The organism is Amycolatopsis sp. NPDC003865, assembly GCF_053605345.1.
This window is the reverse complement of sequence record NZ_JBSGJA010000035.1, coordinates 73,515-89,054: the sequence shown is the minus strand read 5'-3', so window position 1 is coordinate 89,054 and position 15,540 is coordinate 73,515. Positions and strand designations below refer to the sequence as shown.

General features: G+C 74.4%; 16 protein-coding genes and 1 pseudogene. 9 read left to right on the top strand and 8 right to left on the bottom strand.

The window, feature by feature from the left end:
* Positions 1 to 34: 34 nt before the first annotated feature.
* From ACWEVP_RS47110 to ACWEVP_RS47090, 5 genes are all read right to left on the bottom strand, one after another.
* The gene (locus ACWEVP_RS47110) at positions 35 to 679 is read right to left on the bottom strand and encodes a response regulator transcription factor (RefSeq protein WP_452069128.1); all 645 of its coding nucleotides are present in this window, start codon (positions 677 to 679) and stop codon (positions 35 to 37) included.
* 2 nt (positions 680 to 681) lie between these two features.
* Positions 682 to 1,053: a hypothetical protein gene (locus ACWEVP_RS47105; RefSeq protein ID WP_452069127.1), complete on the bottom strand. Its 372-nt coding sequence runs from the start codon at positions 1,051 to 1,053 to the stop codon at positions 682 to 684.
* A 34-nt stretch (positions 1,054 to 1,087) separates the two neighbouring features.
* Complete coding sequence (locus ACWEVP_RS47100) at positions 1,088 to 2,296, bottom strand: cytochrome P450 (RefSeq protein ID WP_452069126.1); 1,209 nt, start codon at positions 2,294 to 2,296, stop codon at positions 1,088 to 1,090.
* Between the two features lie 88 nt (positions 2,297 to 2,384).
* The gene (locus tag ACWEVP_RS47095) at positions 2,385 to 2,999 is read right to left on the bottom strand and encodes a hypothetical protein (protein ID WP_452069125.1); all 615 of its coding nucleotides are present in this window, start codon (positions 2,997 to 2,999) and stop codon (positions 2,385 to 2,387) included.
* Between the two features lie 44 nt (positions 3,000 to 3,043).
* Positions 3,044 to 6,091, bottom strand: a complete 3,048-nt coding sequence (locus ACWEVP_RS47090; protein WP_452069124.1) for an AfsR/SARP family transcriptional regulator — start codon at positions 6,089 to 6,091, stop codon at positions 3,044 to 3,046.
* A gap of 131 nt (positions 6,092 to 6,222) precedes the next feature.
* On the opposite strand from ACWEVP_RS47090, the gene ACWEVP_RS47085 reads away from it, so the two are divergent.
* Both ACWEVP_RS47085 and ACWEVP_RS47080 read left to right on the top strand, forming a co-directional pair.
* Positions 6,223 to 7,590: an FG-GAP repeat domain-containing protein gene (locus ACWEVP_RS47085; RefSeq protein ID WP_452069123.1), complete on the top strand. Its 1,368-nt coding sequence runs from the start codon at positions 6,223 to 6,225 to the stop codon at positions 7,588 to 7,590.
* Positions 7,591 to 7,617: 27 nt separating this feature from the next.
* Complete coding sequence (locus tag ACWEVP_RS47080; RefSeq protein WP_452069122.1) at positions 7,618 to 9,207, top strand: GH25 family lysozyme; 1,590 nt, start codon at positions 7,618 to 7,620, stop codon at positions 9,205 to 9,207.
* Positions 9,208 to 9,256: 49 nt separating this feature from the next.
* Here the strand turns inward: ACWEVP_RS47080 and ACWEVP_RS47075 are convergent.
* Positions 9,257 to 9,960: pseudogene (locus ACWEVP_RS47075) on the bottom strand (aminotransferase class III-fold pyridoxal phosphate-dependent enzyme); the annotation flags it as partial.
* Between ACWEVP_RS47075 and ACWEVP_RS47070 the strand changes: the two are divergent.
* Positions 9,892 to 10,230 carry a hypothetical protein gene (locus ACWEVP_RS47070; protein WP_452069134.1) on the top strand — a complete coding sequence of 113 codons (339 nt, stop codon included), beginning with the start codon at positions 9,892 to 9,894 and terminating at the stop codon, positions 10,228 to 10,230. The pseudogene ACWEVP_RS47075 and the gene ACWEVP_RS47070 sit on opposite strands and share 69 nt — an antisense overlap.
* On the opposite strand, the gene ACWEVP_RS47065 is transcribed toward ACWEVP_RS47070, so the two are convergent.
* A complete protein-coding gene (locus ACWEVP_RS47065; RefSeq protein WP_452069121.1) occupies positions 10,184 to 10,735 on the bottom strand; it encodes a copper resistance CopC family protein in 552 nt (183 codons plus the stop codon). The genes ACWEVP_RS47070 and ACWEVP_RS47065 overlap by 47 nt on opposite strands.
* 124 nt (positions 10,736 to 10,859) lie before the next feature.
* Here ACWEVP_RS47065 and ACWEVP_RS47060 point away from each other — a divergent pair, with 124 nt between their 5' ends.
* The 5 genes from ACWEVP_RS47060 to ACWEVP_RS47040 are packed head-to-tail and all read left to right on the top strand — an operon-like array spanning position 10,860 to position 13,970.
* Positions 10,860 to 11,255: a hypothetical protein gene (locus tag ACWEVP_RS47060; RefSeq protein ID WP_452069120.1), complete on the top strand. Its 396-nt coding sequence runs from the start codon at positions 10,860 to 10,862 to the stop codon at positions 11,253 to 11,255.
* Positions 11,248 to 12,411, top strand: coding sequence for a PPE domain-containing protein (locus ACWEVP_RS47055; RefSeq protein ID WP_452069119.1), 1,164 nt, complete (start codon positions 11,248 to 11,250; stop codon positions 12,409 to 12,411). Before ACWEVP_RS47060 ends, ACWEVP_RS47055 begins: the two co-directional genes overlap by 8 nt.
* The gene (locus tag ACWEVP_RS47050; RefSeq protein WP_452069118.1) at positions 12,408 to 12,695 is read left to right on the top strand and encodes a hypothetical protein; all 288 of its coding nucleotides are present in this window, start codon (positions 12,408 to 12,410) and stop codon (positions 12,693 to 12,695) included. Before ACWEVP_RS47055 ends, ACWEVP_RS47050 begins: the two co-directional genes overlap by 4 nt.
* A complete protein-coding gene (locus ACWEVP_RS47045) occupies positions 12,688 to 13,380 on the top strand; it encodes a hypothetical protein (RefSeq protein ID WP_452069117.1) in 693 nt (230 codons plus the stop codon). The genes ACWEVP_RS47050 and ACWEVP_RS47045 overlap by 8 nt, the downstream gene beginning before the upstream one ends.
* Entirely contained in the window at positions 13,377 to 13,970 is a 594-nt protein-coding gene (locus tag ACWEVP_RS47040; protein WP_452069116.1) for a hypothetical protein, read from the top strand. Before ACWEVP_RS47045 ends, ACWEVP_RS47040 begins: the two co-directional genes overlap by 4 nt.
* Here ACWEVP_RS47040 and ACWEVP_RS47035 read toward each other — a convergent pair.
* A complete protein-coding gene (locus ACWEVP_RS47035; RefSeq protein ID WP_452069115.1) occupies positions 13,882 to 14,667 on the bottom strand; it encodes a helix-turn-helix transcriptional regulator in 786 nt (261 codons plus the stop codon). The genes ACWEVP_RS47040 and ACWEVP_RS47035 overlap by 89 nt on opposite strands.
* A 48-nt stretch (positions 14,668 to 14,715) precedes the next feature.
* Between ACWEVP_RS47035 and ACWEVP_RS47030 the strand changes: the two genes are divergently transcribed.
* Positions 14,716 to 15,489: an ESX secretion-associated protein EspG gene (locus tag ACWEVP_RS47030; RefSeq protein WP_452069114.1), complete on the top strand. Its 774-nt coding sequence runs from the start codon at positions 14,716 to 14,718 to the stop codon at positions 15,487 to 15,489.
* Positions 15,490 to 15,540: the final 51 nt, after the last annotated feature.

Here is a 15,540-nt window from a genome sequence, read left to right as displayed (position 1 = left end):
GAGTGAGAAACAGGGTTCTAACCCTGTTTCTCACTCACGACCCCGGCCGGACCAGGCCTCGCTCGTACGCCAGCAGCCCCGCCTCGGTCCGGTGCGTGCACCCCAGCTTCCGCACCACCTGGGTCACCAGGCTCCGCACCAGCGGCTCCGCCACACCCAGCCGCGTCGCGATCTCCGCGTTCGTCAGCGCCGAGCCGATGCCGATCAGCACCTCCCGCTCGCGCGCGGACAGCCGGTCGACCCCCGCGAGCCGCTCGTCGCGCGGGCCGGACAACCGGGTCGCCGCCGAGACCAGCCGGCGGGAGGCGTCCGGGGACAGCACCACGTGACCGTCGGCCGCCAGGCGGACCACCTTGATCAGCTCGTTGCGCCGGGCCGTGCGCAGCACGTACCCCGAAGCCCCGTCGCGCAGGGCCCGCAGGATTCCCGCGTCGGAGTCGAAGGTCACCAGCGCCAGCACCGCCGGGCGGCGGAAGACCGGCCCCAGCGGGCCCAGCCGCAGGTCCAGCAGCACCACGTCCGGCAGCCGGCGGCGCAACGCGGTCCGGGCCGCCGGCGCGTCCGGGGCCGAGCCGACCAGCTCGATGCCGTCCGCCTCGTCCAGCAGGGTGCCGAGCCGGGCCCGCACCGCCGGGTCGCGTTCGGCCACCAGGACCCGGACCGGTGGCGGCGGCAGCACCGTCAGTCCTGGTCCTTGGGCCGCAGGCGGATCAGCGGCAGGTCGGTGCGCGACGCGCCCACCAGGTCACGCCCGCCCGGGCCGCGCAGCCGCAGCTCGCGGAACCGTACCGAAGACAGCTGCGCCGCTTCGATCGGGTACACGTCGCCGTAGCGCTTGATCTTGTCGACCAGTTCCTTGCCGAGCAGCTCCACCAGCCCGGCGTGCCGCGTCGAGCCGCCGCCGAGGGGCACGTCGAGCTGCTTGCGGACCTCGGGGAACCGCTGGTCCAGCTCGACCGCCAGCTGGTGGATGGTCACGTAGGCCGGGCCGAAGTCGGGCGCGTCCGGTCCCGGTGGGATCTCCTTCAGCACCTTGATGAGCTTGTCATCCATCCCGAGCCTGTCCCACAGCGTCACCGCCGCAGGTCTACCAGAGGACCGGCACGCGGTCCACTCCCCCGGTGACCCGGTTCGTGCGGATCTCCAGCTCGTCCATCGGCACCGCGAGCCGCAGCCCGGGGAACCGCCGGAACAGGGAGCCGAACACGACGCGCAGCTCCGTGCGGGCCAGGCTCGCGCCGATGCAGAACCAGCCGCCGTAGGCGAACGCCACGTGCGAGTTCGGCTTGCGCCCGGCGTCGAACTCCTCGGCGTGCGGGAACACGGCCGGGTCCCGGTTCGCGGCCGCCAGCGCCAGGACGACCGCGTCGCCGCGGGCGATCTCGACGCCGCCCAGCTCGACGTCGTCGTGCGCGTACCGCAGGACGCCGAGCCCGCTCGGCGCGGACAGCCGCAGGATTTCCTCGACCACGCCGTGCACGAGGCCGTCGGGGTCGGCGACGAGGGCGTCGCGGCGCCTGAGGTCGGCGAGCAGGTGGAGGACACCGAGGTCGATCCGGTTCGAAGTGGTCTCGTGGCCGGCGAAGAGCAGGCCGGCGGCGAGGCGGGCGAGGTCGTCGTCGGTGAACGCGGGGTCGTCGGCCTGGGCGCGGACCATGTCGGAGACGACGTCCTGGCCGGGGTCGCGCCGCTTGGCCGCCGCGAGCCCGCCCATGTAGGCGGCGAACTCGTCGAGGGCGGCTTCGGCGCCGGCACCGATGTCCATCCGGCCCATCCGCTCGGACAGGACGCGGAAGGTGTCCCGGTCCGCGTAGGGGACGCCGAGCAGCTCGCAGATCACCAGGACGGGCAGCGGGAAGGAGAGGTGCTCGTGCAGGTCGACGGGCTCGTCCCCGTGCCGGGCGCGCTCCATCGCGGCGAAGCAGCCGTCGGCCAGTTCCTGGACGTGTCCGGCCAGCCGCCGGATCCGGTTGGCGGAGAAGGCGGGCACGAGCATCCGCCGCATCCGCGCGTGCTCGACGTGTTCGGTTTCGTGGTCACCTTGCGGCCGACTGAGGATGGCGGCGTTCGACAGCGCGGACGCCTCTTCGGGCGCGGGGTGCGAGCGGCCGAAGCGCGGATCGGTGAAGACGGCGCGGACCTCCTCGAACCCGGTGACGAGCCAGGCCGGGTCCCCGGCGGGCGTGGTCACCGCCGCCACCGGTCCCTGCCGCCGCAGGACCTGGAACAGCGGCGCGATCTCCAGGACGTTCGGCCGCTCGAACGGCAGGCGCGGGGTGTCCGTGGTCGCGTTCATCGGGTCTCCTCCCGGACGCGGCCGGTCAGCGGACGCGGGCGGGCCGGTCACCGGCCGCACCCCCCGGTCCCCCTGGGGTCCACGGTACTCAGGAACCCGGGCCGGAGCGGGAATCGCGCGGTTCTCCGCCCCTTCGGGCCAACGCGCCCGCGCCGCCGGTCCCCGCCGGGGGACGCCCCCGCTCGGGAACCGGGCCGTAGCGGGCGTGCGGCGATCGGGCCACCCAGGCCCAGAAGCGGTCGCCGTACGACCAGTGCCACCAGCGGGCGGGGTAGTTGACCAGACCGGCGGCGACCAGCGCCGCGGCGAGCAGCTGCCCGGTCTTCGCGTCCGGCGGCGGGATCGGGCCCGTGCAGCAGGCGGGCAGCGGCCCGTCGTCCGCCCCGGACAGGGTGAGGTCCACGGCGCCGCCGGTCGGGTGCGGGGCCGCCGCGGGCGGGACGGCGCACCCGGGCTCGCAGGCCGGATGGCGACACGGCGTCCGGTACCCGTCGACGATGAGCAGGCGGACGTCGCGGGGAAGCAGGCTCTGGGCGGTCACGAGGCGGTCGACCAGCCCGTGCCGGAGCCAGGTGGGTCCGGCGACCCACAGCGGCGCCGACGTCCGGACGTCGACCAGCTCCTCGCCGCTGTCGCGGATCGGGATCCGCGACAGGCGCGGATCGGACAGCGGCACGGTCGTCGGCGCGTCTTCTGGGGGCACCGGTCCACGGTCGCCCACCCGGCTGCAGAAACCCTGCAACCGGATTACAGCGACGTCAGCTCGCCGTATTCGCGGGCCCCGTAAGCGCGGAAGATCCCGATGGCCTCGGCCAGCGCGGCCTTCGCCGCCGTGTGGTCGCCCCTGGCCTCCTCCAGCTGCGCGATGTCGCGCAGGGTGCGGGCACCGAACAGGAAGGCTTCCTGTTCGCGGAAGGCGGCCAGCGCGGCGGTGAGCCACCGGCTCGCCTCTTCGAACCGGCCGGCGGCGAGGTCCAGCTCGCCGAGGGTGCGCATGACCATCGCTTCGGACCAGCTGTCGCCCTCCGCGCGGTGGGCAGCGAGGACCGCCTCCAGCGGTCCCCTGGCCTCCGCCAGCCGGCCCATCCGCAGGTGGGTCTTGGCCAGTCCGCGCAGGCAGAATCCGACCAGCTTCTTGTCGTCGAGCTTGCGGAACAGCGCCAGCGCGCGGGTGAAGGTCTCCTCGGCCTCGGTGAGCCGGGCGCGGCCGAGGTGGGTCAGGCCGATCGTGCGCAGTGTCAGTGCTTCCCCGCGTTCGCTGCCGGCCCGGCGGTACGCCGCCAAAGCGGCGGCCAGCGCGGCGTCCGCGGCCGCGAAGTCGCCGCGCTCGAGGTGGACCGAGCCGATCAGCCGCTCGCAGTGGCCGGTCGCGCGGTCGTCGTCCAGGCTCCGGCACACCGTGGCCGCCCGGTCCAGGAAGTGCTCGGCTTCGGGCAGGTAGCCCTGGTCCCGGCAGGCGAGCCCGAGCGCGGTCAGCGCGGCGGCCTCGCCACGCGGGTCCCGCAGGTCGCGGAACCGCTCGACGGCGTCGGTCAGGTGCCGGCGGGCCTCGGCGAACCGGTCCTGCTCGTACCGGAGCTGGCCGACCTGCGCCAGGAGGACGGCTTCGCCGTGCCGGTTGCCCGCGGCGCGGGCGGCGGCCAGCGCGGCGCCGTGCGCGCGGTCCCACAGGTCCACGACGCCGTTCAAGGCGTAGCCCGACGCGCACAGCACCGACGCGATGGCGACGGCCTGCTCGTCGAGCCCCGCCTCGGCGGCCCGCTCCACGGCGAGCACCAGCGACGACTGCTCGATGTCGAGCCAGCCGCGGGGGTCGGTCAGCGCGGTGCCGAGCACCTCGGGGTCGACCGGGCCGGCTTCGGCCGTCGTCAGCGGGATCGCCCCGGAGGTCACGTGGTCGGCGACGTGGTCCCGCAACCGGTCGAGCACGGCGGTCCAGCCGTCGGCGACGCGCGCGGTCGAGGCCACCAGGTCGGCCCGGGGCTCGTGCCGTTCGGCCTCCTCCCGGGCGTAGATGCGGACGAGGTCGTGCAGCCGGTAACGGACCTGGCCGGTGTCGTCGACGAAGGTGTAGTCGACCAGGTGGGTGTCGACGAGGTGCTCGACGACCTCCTCGGCCGTGGCGATGTCGACGTCGAGCGCGGACGCCACGACCCAGGACCGGAAGTCGGCCAGGCCCAGGTGCCCGAGCCGGCGGAGCGCGGTCCGGGCGGCGGGGTCGAGGTTCCGGACGCTCAGCTCGATGCTCGCGCGGATCTGCTGGTCACCGGCCGACAGCTCGGTGAGGCGGCGGCGTTCGTCGGTCAGCCGGGTCGCGAGCAGCCGCGCGGTCCACTGCCGGCGGGTGGCCAGCCGCGCACCGGCGACGCGGACCGCGAGCGGCAGGTTGCCGCAGCAGGCCACGATGTCGGCGGCGGCGTCGGGCGCGCCCTCGATCCGGTCCGCGCCGGCGATCCGGGACAGCAGCGCGGTCGCCTCTTCCGCGGAGAGCAGGCCCACGTCGACGAGGTGGGCGCCGGCCAGGCCGGCCAGCCGGGTGCGCGAGGTCACCAGGACCGAGCAGGTGCCGGCGCCGGGCAGGAGGGGGCGCACCTGCTGTTCGCCGGCGGCGTCGTCGAGGACGATCAGCACGCGGCGGCCGGCCAGCGCGGTCCGGTAGGCGTCCATGCGCTCGCCCGCGTCGTCCGGGATCGCGCCGCGGTCGGGCTGCAGTGCCCGCAGGAAGCGGCCGAGGACCTCGGTGGGCGAAGCCGGCGTGCCGGAGGTGCCCCGCAGGTCGGCGTGGAGCTGCCCGTCCGGGTAGGCCGCGGACACCCGGTGCGCCACGTGCGCGGCCAGTGCCGACTTGCCCACCCCGCCCGGGCCGAGCAGGGCCGCGACCACCGGTCCGCTGCCGCCTCCGGTCAGCACCTCGGCCAGCTCGCCCACGAGGAGATCCCGGCCGGTGAAGTCGGCGGCGTCGGGCGGGAGCTGGCGCGGCACGGCCACCCGGGACCCACCGCGGGCGGGCGGTGCCGGCTCGGGGCGCGCGGCCGGCTCGGCGGCCGGGCCGAGCAGGGCCGGATCCGCCCGCAGGATGGCTTCGTGCAGCCGGGTCAGCTCGACCCCCGGTTCGATGCCCAGCTCGTCGATGAGGACTTCGCGGCCCTGCCGGAAGACCGTGAGGGCGTCGGCGGTGCGGTCCGCGCGGTGGAGGGCGAGCATGAGGTGGCCGCGCAGCGACGCCCGGGTCGGGTGCTGCCCGACCAGGACGGTCAGCTCGCCGATCAGCTCGTCCGTGCGGCCGAGTTCCAGGTCGGCGGCGATGCGGGCCTCGATGACCGCGAGCCGCTGCTCGTCGAGGCGGGCCGCCTCGCCCGCGAGGATGCGGCTGCGCACGCCGCCGAGCGCCGGCCCGCGCCACAGCGCGTCCGCGGCCCGGAAGGCGTTCGACGCCTCGCGGTACCGCCCGCCGGCCGCGGCTTCGCGTCCCTCCGCGGCGAAAACCTCGAAATGATGCCGGTCGAGGCTGTCGGCACGGAAGCAGGCCGAGTAGCCCGGCGCCGCCGTGCGGATGATCTCCGGGCCGGCGTCGCCGAGCGCCCGGCGCAACGTGGAGACGTAGGTCTGGATCAGCGCGCGGGCGGTCGGCGGCGGGTCGTCGTCCCAGATGATGTCGACGAGGCGGTCCGTGGCGATGACCCGTCCCGGCTCGAGCAGGAACGCGGCCAGCAACGTGCGGATCTTCGTGCCCCCCAAGGCCAGGGTGCCGGTTTCGCCGGCGACCTCGACCTGTCCGAGCAGCCGGAACTCCATCCCCGCCCCTGTGTCTCCCCCGAGATGTCCCGGCGGACCCTACCGGCCGGGGAAGCCGCCGGAAAACCGCTGTATGGCGGGTACCGGCGGATTTGCAGAGAACCTGCAGCGCGGGTCCCGAGGCTGGGCCCATGACCACGAAGACGATCGCCCGGCTCACCGTCACCTTCGCCACCGCGGCCCTGACCGCGGTCTCGCTCGCCGTCCCGGGCACGGCGCACGCATCGACCGTCAACGGCCCGGTCTCCCGCCGGGAGGTCCTCGACCGCGCGCAGTACTGGGTGGACCAGGGCTACACCTACACCCAGACCGGCACCCACGTCGCCGGACCGGACGGCGGGCAGACCTACCGCCGGGACTGCTCGGGGCTCGTCTCGATGGCCTGGCACCTCGGCTCGAGCCTGATCACTAACGAATTCCTCAGCAAGGCGCAGAGCGGCAACGGAATGCACGTCGTCGCCCGCGACGACCTGCGCCCCGGCGACGCGATGGTCCGCGACAGCGACGGCAGCGGCCCGGACGGGCACATGGAGCTGTTCGCGTTCTGGAAGAACCAGGGCGACCACGGCCAGGGCGCCTACGTCTACTCGTTCAACTCCACCGGCCAGACCGTGCAGAACCCGTACCACGTCAACAACTCCGGCAACCTCGGGTTCGACTCGTGGTCCGAGGTCACCTCCTACACGGCCATCCGCTACGACCGCGTCGTCGAGCAGTCGTCCGCGGCCAACGGGGTCGCGGCCGGCGACGTGACCGGCGACGGCCGGGCCGATCTCGTCGCCCGCAGGCCCGACGGAACGCTTTCGCTCTACGCCAACGGCGGCAGCGACACCTCGCCGTATGGCAGTGGCGGCCTGATCGGCACCGGCTGGGAGGCCTTCAGCTGGTTCCAGTCCGGCGACGTCACCGGCGACGGCAAAGCCGACGTCGTCGCCGCGAAACCCGACGGGACGCTGTGGCTCTACACCCACGGCGGCGACAACACCTCGCCGTACAGCACCGGAACGCTGATCGGTTCCGGCTGGGCGCAGTTCAGCCACGTCACCCTCGCCGACGTCACCGGCGACGGCCGCGCCGACCTGGTCGCATCGAAGCCCGACGGAACGCTGTGGCTCTACACCAACAAGGGCAGCGACACCTCGCCGTACGACACCGGGATCCAGGTCGGCGCCGGCTGGGAACAGTTCACCTGGATCCTGGGTGGGGACGTGACCGGGGACGGCCGGGCCGATCTCGTCGCGGTCAAGCCCGACGGAACCCTGTGGCTCTACCCCAACGGCGGCAGCAACACCGCCCCCTTCAGCAGCGGCAGCCTGATCGGCTCCGGCTGGGAACAGTTCGACCGCATCCAGCTCGGCGACGTCAACGGCGACCACCGCGCGGACCTCATCGCCACCAAGCCCGACGGCACCCTGTGGCTCTACTTCAACGGCGGGTCCGACACCGCGCCCTACAGCAGCGGCAGCCTGATCGGCTCCGGCTGGCAGACCTTCGCCTGATCCCCCTTCTCACCACCGGAGCCCACCATGCGCAAGTACCTGCTGGCGGTGCTGGCCGGAGCGGTCCTCTTCGGGGGAACGCCGGCCGCGATCGCCGAACCCCTGCCCACCGACGGACCGAACGGATCCGCCCAAGCCGCCCGCGAAACCGGCGCGCCGGCCGCCCTGGCCGCGGGCCTGCCGTCCGGCTACACCGTCAACGGCATCGACGTCTCCAGCCACGACCACTCGGGCGGCAAGACGGTCGACTGGGCGAACCAGAAGGCCGCCGGCGACGAGTTCGCGTTCGTCAAGGCGACCGAAGGCACCGGCTACACCAACCCGTACTTCGACCAGGACTACCACGGCGCCAAGAACGCCGGGCTCTACACCGGCGCCTACGCGTTCGGCCGCCCGGACCTCGGCAACGCGGTGGGCCAGGCGAACTACTTCGTCGACCACCTGCAGTGGGCGGCCGACGGCCGGACGCTGCCGCCGTTCCTCGACCTGGAATGGCCGTACGGCTCGCTGAACCTGCCCGACTGCTACGGGCTCGGCCAGAGCGACATGCGGGCGTGGATCAGCTCGTTCCTCAACCAGGTCAAGGCCCGCATCGGCCGCACGCCGATGATCTACACCAACGTCAACTGGTGGAACCCGTGCACCGGCGGCAGCACCGCGTTCTCGGGGTACCCGCTCGACATCGCCAGCTGCAACTCGGCGCCACCCTCGGTGCCGGGCTGGGGTACCCGGTGGACGTTCTGGCAGTACGACATCGACGCCTGCGGCCGGGGCGCGGCCCACGACTCCAACGTCTTCAACGGTTCACTGGCCCAGCTCGCCGCGCTCGCGGGCGGTTCGGGCGGGGCGAACGGAGTCGCCGCCGGCGACGTCACCGGGGACGGCCGCTCGGACCTCGTCGCCCGCACGCCCGACGGGGCGCTTTCGCTCTACGCCAACGGCGGCAGCGACACCGCACCGTACAGCAGCGGCAGTCAGATCGGCTCCGGGTGGCAGGGCTTCAGCTGGTACCTGCCCGGCGACGTCACCGGCGACGCCCGCGCCGACATCGTCGCGGCCAAACCCGACGGGTCGCTCTGGTTGTACCCCAACGGTGGCGGCACCTCGCCCTACAGCTCCGGGACGCTGATCGGCTCCGGGTGGCAGCAGTTCGGCCACGTCACCCTCGCCGACGTCACCGGCGACCGGCGGGCCGATCTCGTCGCCGCCAAACCCGACGGGACACTCTGGCTCTACGCCAACGGCGGCACCGACAGTTCGCCGTACAGCACCGGCAGCCGGATCGGCTCCGGCTGGGAACAGTTCAGCTGGATCCTGGGCGAGGACGTCACCGGGGACAGCCGTGCCGACCTCGTCGCGGTCAAGGCCGACGGGACACTCTGGTTGTACCCCAACGGCGGCAGCGCCACGGCGCCCTACGGCACCGGCAGCCAGATCGGCGCGGGCTGGGCCCAGTTCGACCGCATCCAGCTCGGCGACGTCACCGGCGACCACCGCGCCGACCTCACCGCCACGAAACCCGACGGCACGCTGTGGCTCTACACCAACGGCGGGTCCGACACCGCGCCCTACGGCACCGGCGCGCTGATCGGCTCCGGCTGGCAGACCCTCGCCTGAGCCGAGCCACGCCGCTGCCCCCCGGCCACCGCCGGGGGCAGCGGCTCGCCTACAGCATCTTCCACGCCCGGGTCAGCGTGTCCCGCAGGATCTGTTCCATTTCGTCGAAATCGGCCCGGTCGTCGGCGCGGCAGTACAGCCCCGCCTCGAACAGCGCCTCCGACAAGAATCCCCGCAGCACCCGTTCCGATTCCGCGGCGCTGAACGTCTCTTTGGTCGTCTTGTCCTTCACCAGCTCGATGCCGTAGAAGAACCCCGCCCCGCGGACATCCCCCACGATCGGCAGATCCGTCAATTTGTCCAAAGTGGACCGGAAGGCGTCCTCGCGGGAGAGCACGTGGTCGTAGAGGCCTTCGCGGTCGATCAGGTCCAGGTGCGCCAGCGCCACCGCGCACGACACCGGGTGCCCGCCGTAGGTCGACACCGGCTCCAGGAACACGCGGCGACCGTGTCCGCGCCCTCGAACTCGATGGCCTGCTCGATCCGGTCGGCGGCCCAGCGCCCGTAGGCGGCGTAGTCGCCGGCGTGCTCGGTGGCGCGGTAGAAGTTCGTGTTCGGCACGCGCAGGGTGCTCGGCACCAGCGGCTCGAAGTCGGATTCGCCGCCGCTCACGGTGAAGAACACGCGGCCGAGGTCCCCCGGAGCCGAAGAAGCCAGCCGGGAAGCCAGTTCGATCGCCGCCGGGTGCGCGTGGCCTTACAGCGGGAAGTACGCGAGCTGCTTCGTCTGCCGCGCGGCGGCTTCGGCGAGCTGTACCTGAGTGTCGCGACCGCCGCGTTGCGGGCCCGCCGGGCCGCGCACCGGAAACCGCACGTCTGGCGGATGCCGGCCTGGCCGGTGGTACCGGTGCTCGCCGTCGCCGTGCTCGCTTACGTCCTGGTCGAACAGAGCGTGCTCGTGGTCTCGGCGCTGTACTGGTGGGGCTACCTGCGCCGCCGTCCCGGACGGTGGGTCGTGACCGTGCCGGGCGAACAGCTCAGTCCTTGCGGCGGCCCAGCAGCTGCCGCAGCCCGACGACGATGACGGCGAGCAGGCCGGCGATCGCGACCGCGGCCCAGATCCAGCCGGGGATGCCGGTGTCCACCGCGGCCGGGGTGGCGGGCGTCGGGGCCTGCGCGGCCGTCGCCGTCGGTGCGGGTGCCGACGACGACGCCGCCGGGGCGGCCGCGAGGGTGAAGTGCACGGTGCCGGTGAGGTTGTCGCCGTCGTCCGCGATCACCTTCCAGGTCAGCGTGTAGGCCTGGGCCGGCCCGGACGGCGTCACCGGCGCGGTCACGACCGCCCCGGCCACGGTGGGCGTGCCGACCGTCCAGGCGGTGCCGTCGCGGCCGGTGACCTTGATGGCCTCCGGTGGCAGCGTCACCGGCTCCCCGAAGGTCAGCTTGACCTCTGCCGGCGCGGCGGCGAGCGAAGCACCTTCGGCGGGTGAGCTGGACTCCAGGTCCGTGTGAGCGGCGGCCGGTCCGGCCAGCACCACGAGCCCGGTGAGGGCGGCGAGAACGGTTCCGGACGCACGGCGCGGGATCATCCGGACATCCTGCCCTATCCGCCCGTGCAGTCTTCGTGTCCACCCGTGCACCCGGGTGGGTCGCTCTTCTCAACGCGGCGGCCATTGGCCAGGATGGACGCCTGGGTGGCGAGGGAGGACCTCAATGGCGACTGTGCGCGACGAAGCCGACGCGCGGCGGCAGCTGCGCGCGGAGCAGCAACGCGAGAAGACCGAGCAGGTCATCGAGCTTCGGTACGGCGGCGTCGACGACGCCAAGCGGGCGATCGACACGCACTACGACGAGCTGTCCCGCCACCTCGAAACGGCGCGCGGCCTCGACACCGAGCTGGCCGACGGCAAGGGCCCGGTCGCCCACTGGATGCGCCGCTCCTTCGCGGTGCGCGGCGGCGCGGAGACCGGCGGGGTCCAGGCCGCGCTGCAGTCCTACCTGGACGAGCTGGCGACGCTGCGCCAGACGCTCGACACCGTCGTGGCGATGCACCGGAGCAACGACGAAGAGGCCGCCGCGGCCCTGCCGACGGGGGACGCCGGTGCCTGAGTACTACTCGACGCACCACGCCCCGACCGCGCGGCAGCGGGCGAAGGCCCGGCGCGTCCGCCGCCAGAAGGCCGTCAACGACCGCGAAGCCACGTTCGGCAAGATCAACTGGAACGCCTACCAGCACCGCGAGCTGTGGGACATGGTCCAGTCGGCCGCGCCCGCGAGACTCGGTCAGCACGCGGCCTGGTGGCAGGAGGTGGCCGCCGGCGTCCGTGCCGCGACCGAAGAGGTGTCGGCGCTGGTCCGGAAGGTGCGGGAGTCGTGGCAGGGCCCGTCGGCGGACCAGGCCGCGGCGTCGGTGGACCGGCTGACCGGCTGGGCCACGACGGTCGGCGAGAACGCCCAGCGCGTCGGCGCCGGCCTCGACGAGTACACGTCGGTGGTCGGCGAAGCCAAGCAGCGGATGCCCGAACCGGTGCACTACTGGGCCGAGCGGTGGTTCCGGCAGGGGTACGCGGTGAAGCGGCTCGACGGCCCCGAGGGCACGTACATGCTGGACCAGCTGCTCGACGACAAGCTGCCGACGAAACAGGAGGCCGACGCCGCCAAGGCCGAGGCCGTCCGCGTGATGGAGCAGTACGAGAGCGCGAGCCACGACGTCCGCCACCGGCTGCCCCCGGAGTTCGACACCGCCCCGCCGGTGACCGCCGATCCGGGCACCGCACCACGGCCACCGGTGGTCCGGACACCGCCCGCGCCACCGGTACCCCACGATCCGGGCCCGCCGCCGGATCAGGGACCCCGCGCCGAGCCGGACGACTCGACGTCGACGGCGTCCGCGCTGCCGCCCGGGTTCACCGGCGCCGGCGTCCCGGGCGTGCTCGACGGGGTCATCGGCGCCGCCGGCCCGGGATCGCCGGCCACCGGTCCGGGTTCACCGGCCGCCGGCTTCGGCTTCCCCGTGGCGGGGACGCCGGGTGCCGGGTCCCTCGGCGAAGGCGGGCGAGCGGGAGCGGGCCGGTTCGGAGCCGGGACAGCGGGGTTCGGACCGGGCGCGGCCGGCGGCCGCGGGTCGGCGGGTGGGTACGGCATGTACCCGCCGGGTCACCAGCCGCGGCGCGAAGAGGACACCGAGCACCGCGACAAGTACGCGAAGGGCTACGACCTGCTCGACGACCTCCCGCCGGCCTATCCCCCGGTGTTCGGCGAATGACGGGCTTCCACGCCGACCCGGCGGCCCTCGACGCGCTGGCGCTGCGCCTGGACGACGTGGCCGAGGAGTACCGCGCGGCGGCGGTTTCGCTGTCGCCACCGGAGGACCTCGGGCCGGGGCCGGTTTCGGCCGCGCTCACCGCGCTGACCGGCGAATGGTCCGGCAGGATACGGGCGGTGGAACGGGATTTCACCGCGGCGGCCGCGGACGTCCGGACGGCCGCGAAGGCTTACCGGGAAACCGATGCCGCCGCCGCGGAGGAACTGGACCGCGCCGATGGCTGAGTTCCGCGGCCTCGGCTTCGACCCGGTCCCCGGCAACCCCGGCACGGTCGCCGAAGCCGCCCACCGCTGCACCGCCGCCGCGAACCGGCTCGCCGACATCCCCTCCCCCGGCGAAATCCCCGAGTGGGCCGGGCGGTCCGCGCGGGCGCTCGCGGACCGGGCCGGGCGAGCCGCCGCCGGCCTCTCCGCCACCCGCGAAGCCCTCCGTTCCGCCGCCGCGGTCCTCGAAGACTGGGCCGGCACCCTCCTGGCGAACCACCGCCGCGCCGAGGACCTCGACCGCCGCGCCACCGCCGCGCGCCGAGCCGTCACCACCGCGCACGACGACGTCGAGCAGGCCGAAACCCAAGCCCAGTTCTCCCCCGCCGCCCAGCCGGACCTCGCCGCCGCCCGCGCCCGGCTCGCGGCCCGCCGGGACGACCTCGACCGCGTCCTCGCCGAAGCCCGCGACCTCGAGCGCGCCCAGAGCGCGGAGGCAGCCCGCGTCGCCGGGCGGCTCCGTGCCCTCGGCGACGGCTCCCCGCTGCCGGAAGCTCCGGATTTCCCCGGCGTGACCGCACATCTGGAGGCGTTCTCGGCGGCCGGGCGCGAGCTGGGCGGCACCGTCGCGAAGACCCCGGCCGTGCCGGTCACGCCGCCGCCGGGCGCGGTCGGCGCGTTCGCCGCGGCGCTGGGTGGCCGGTGAAACTCCCCGCCGTCCCGGGGATCACCCCGGTCACCCTGGATTCGGTCGAGCGCACCACCGCCGAGCTGCACGCGCTGATGGCCCGCCTGCGCGGTCCCGACGCCGCCCGCGACCTCGGCCTGGAAGCCGCCGCCGTCCAGTGCGCCGAGATCGCCCACGAGCAGCGGGCCGGGCTGCTGGCCCTCGTCGAACACCGCGACGCCGACCCGGCCCTGCTCATCGCCGGCGTCGTCCCGGTCGACCACCCCGGCGAGGCCGCCGACCTCGGGTACTACCTCGCGGACACGACTCCCGGCATCCGCGAGGTCAGCTCCGCGCGGACCGGCCGCGGCTACCCGGTGGTGATCGTCGAGCGGATCGGCCTGTCCGGCGCGCAGCTGCAGGCCGTCGTGCTCGACCCGGACCGGCCGCGCGCGGCCGTGTTCACCCTCCACTCCCCCGGCGGCCGCGGCTGGCTGGAGGTCGCCGGGCTGGCCGGGACGCTCGTCGCCGGCGTCGACCTCACCCCCGCAGCGCCCGCTCCCGGAACTCGCGCGGGGTCCGGCCGGTCGCCTGGCGGAACGTCCGCGAGAAGTGCGGGGCGCTGGTGAACCCGCAGTCCCGCGCGATCTCCGCGATCCCGCGTCCCGCCTTCGCCGGGTCGGCCAGCACCGCCTTGGCGCGCTCGATCCGCAGGCCCTTCAGCCGTTCCGCGACGCCTTGGCCGTCGTCGAACAGCTGGTACAGCCGCCGGCGCGAGATGTACAGCGCTTCGGCGATCTTGTCCGCGCTGAGCGACTGCTCGCCGAGGTGGGCGCGCATGTACTCCAGGGCATCGCGGCGCCGGGCCGCGAGCGCGTCGACGCGGTCGAGTTCGACGCGCAGCGCGCTCCGCAGCACCAGTTCGGCCAGGCCCAGCAGGTGGTGCGCGAGCCCGTGCCGGTCCAGGCGCGGGCCGGCCGCCACGACGTGCGCGACCGCGCTCGAGAACAGCGCGCGCAGCGGCGCGTCGACCTCGACCGGCCGGAACATCAGCGGCCGCAGCTCGGCGAAGGAGATCGACAGCTTCGCCGCGGCGACGGTCAGCATCACGACGCCGGAAGGCTGCAGGTGCAGCGTCGCGTCGGCGAACGTCAGCTTCGCACCGGATTCGGCGACCGCGCGCGGCACCGGGCAGCGCAGCAGCAGCTGGACGTCCTCGGGGTCGCCGCGGCCGCCGAGGATGGCGGCGCGCGCGGCCGCCGCGCCGGACGCGCGGACGACGAGGTACCCGCTCGCGGGGACGTCCATCGACTGCGGCTCGGCCATCGGCACCATCGTGCCCGACGGCGGCCGCCCGGCACGGGAAGGGGGACCATGGCGCGGCGCACCGCGACGGCGGCGGGAGTGATCCTGTCGCATCTGGAATTCGATCTCCTCTGGGAGGACCTGGGGCCGGGCGGGCCGCCGCCGTACCCGTTCGACGTGCCGTCGCACGGCGCGACGCAGGACGAGCGCGACGACCTGGGCGTCCGGGTGTTCGCCGGCCTCGCCGCGGCCGGGCTCACCGACGGCGAAGACGTCGACCCGGAGCTGGCGGACCTCATCGTGCTGCTGGGTTCGCCGTCGCTGAGCGTCGACGCGCTGGTGCTGGGCGAAGCCCCGTGGCGGCTGCTGGCGGCGGCCCGCGACGGTGCCGGGGTCCTCGCGGTGCTGGACGAGCGCGACCTGGTGCTGGAGCCGGTGCGTCCCGACGACCTGGTCCCCGCGGTCGCGCGGATGGCCGGCGACGTCGAAGCGGGCCCGGGTGACCAGCTGCGGCTGCCGCGTGCGGCGTATTCGGCGGCGATGGACGCCTACGCGCGCAGCGGGTACGACGCGTTCGAGCGGGCGCTTTCCGCGGCCGGGATCACCGGCCGCGCGGTCCGTCCACTGGCGACGCTGGTGACGGCGGAGCGGTACGCGGCGGGCCAGCTGGCGGCGACGGGCCCGGCGGGCCGCAGCCCGGTCCTGGCGTGGTTCGACACGGCGGCCGGCCGGTACGCGGTGACCCCGGAGGACGGCGGCGGCGAGCCGTGGGTGACGGTCACCCCCGCCGACGGCGCCTGGCTGGCCGACCGCCTGGCCCGCATGGCCGGCGACGTCCGCTGAGCGGTCTCCCGCGGCCGGTCGTGAGCGGAAACCGGGTTCCCGCTCACGGCG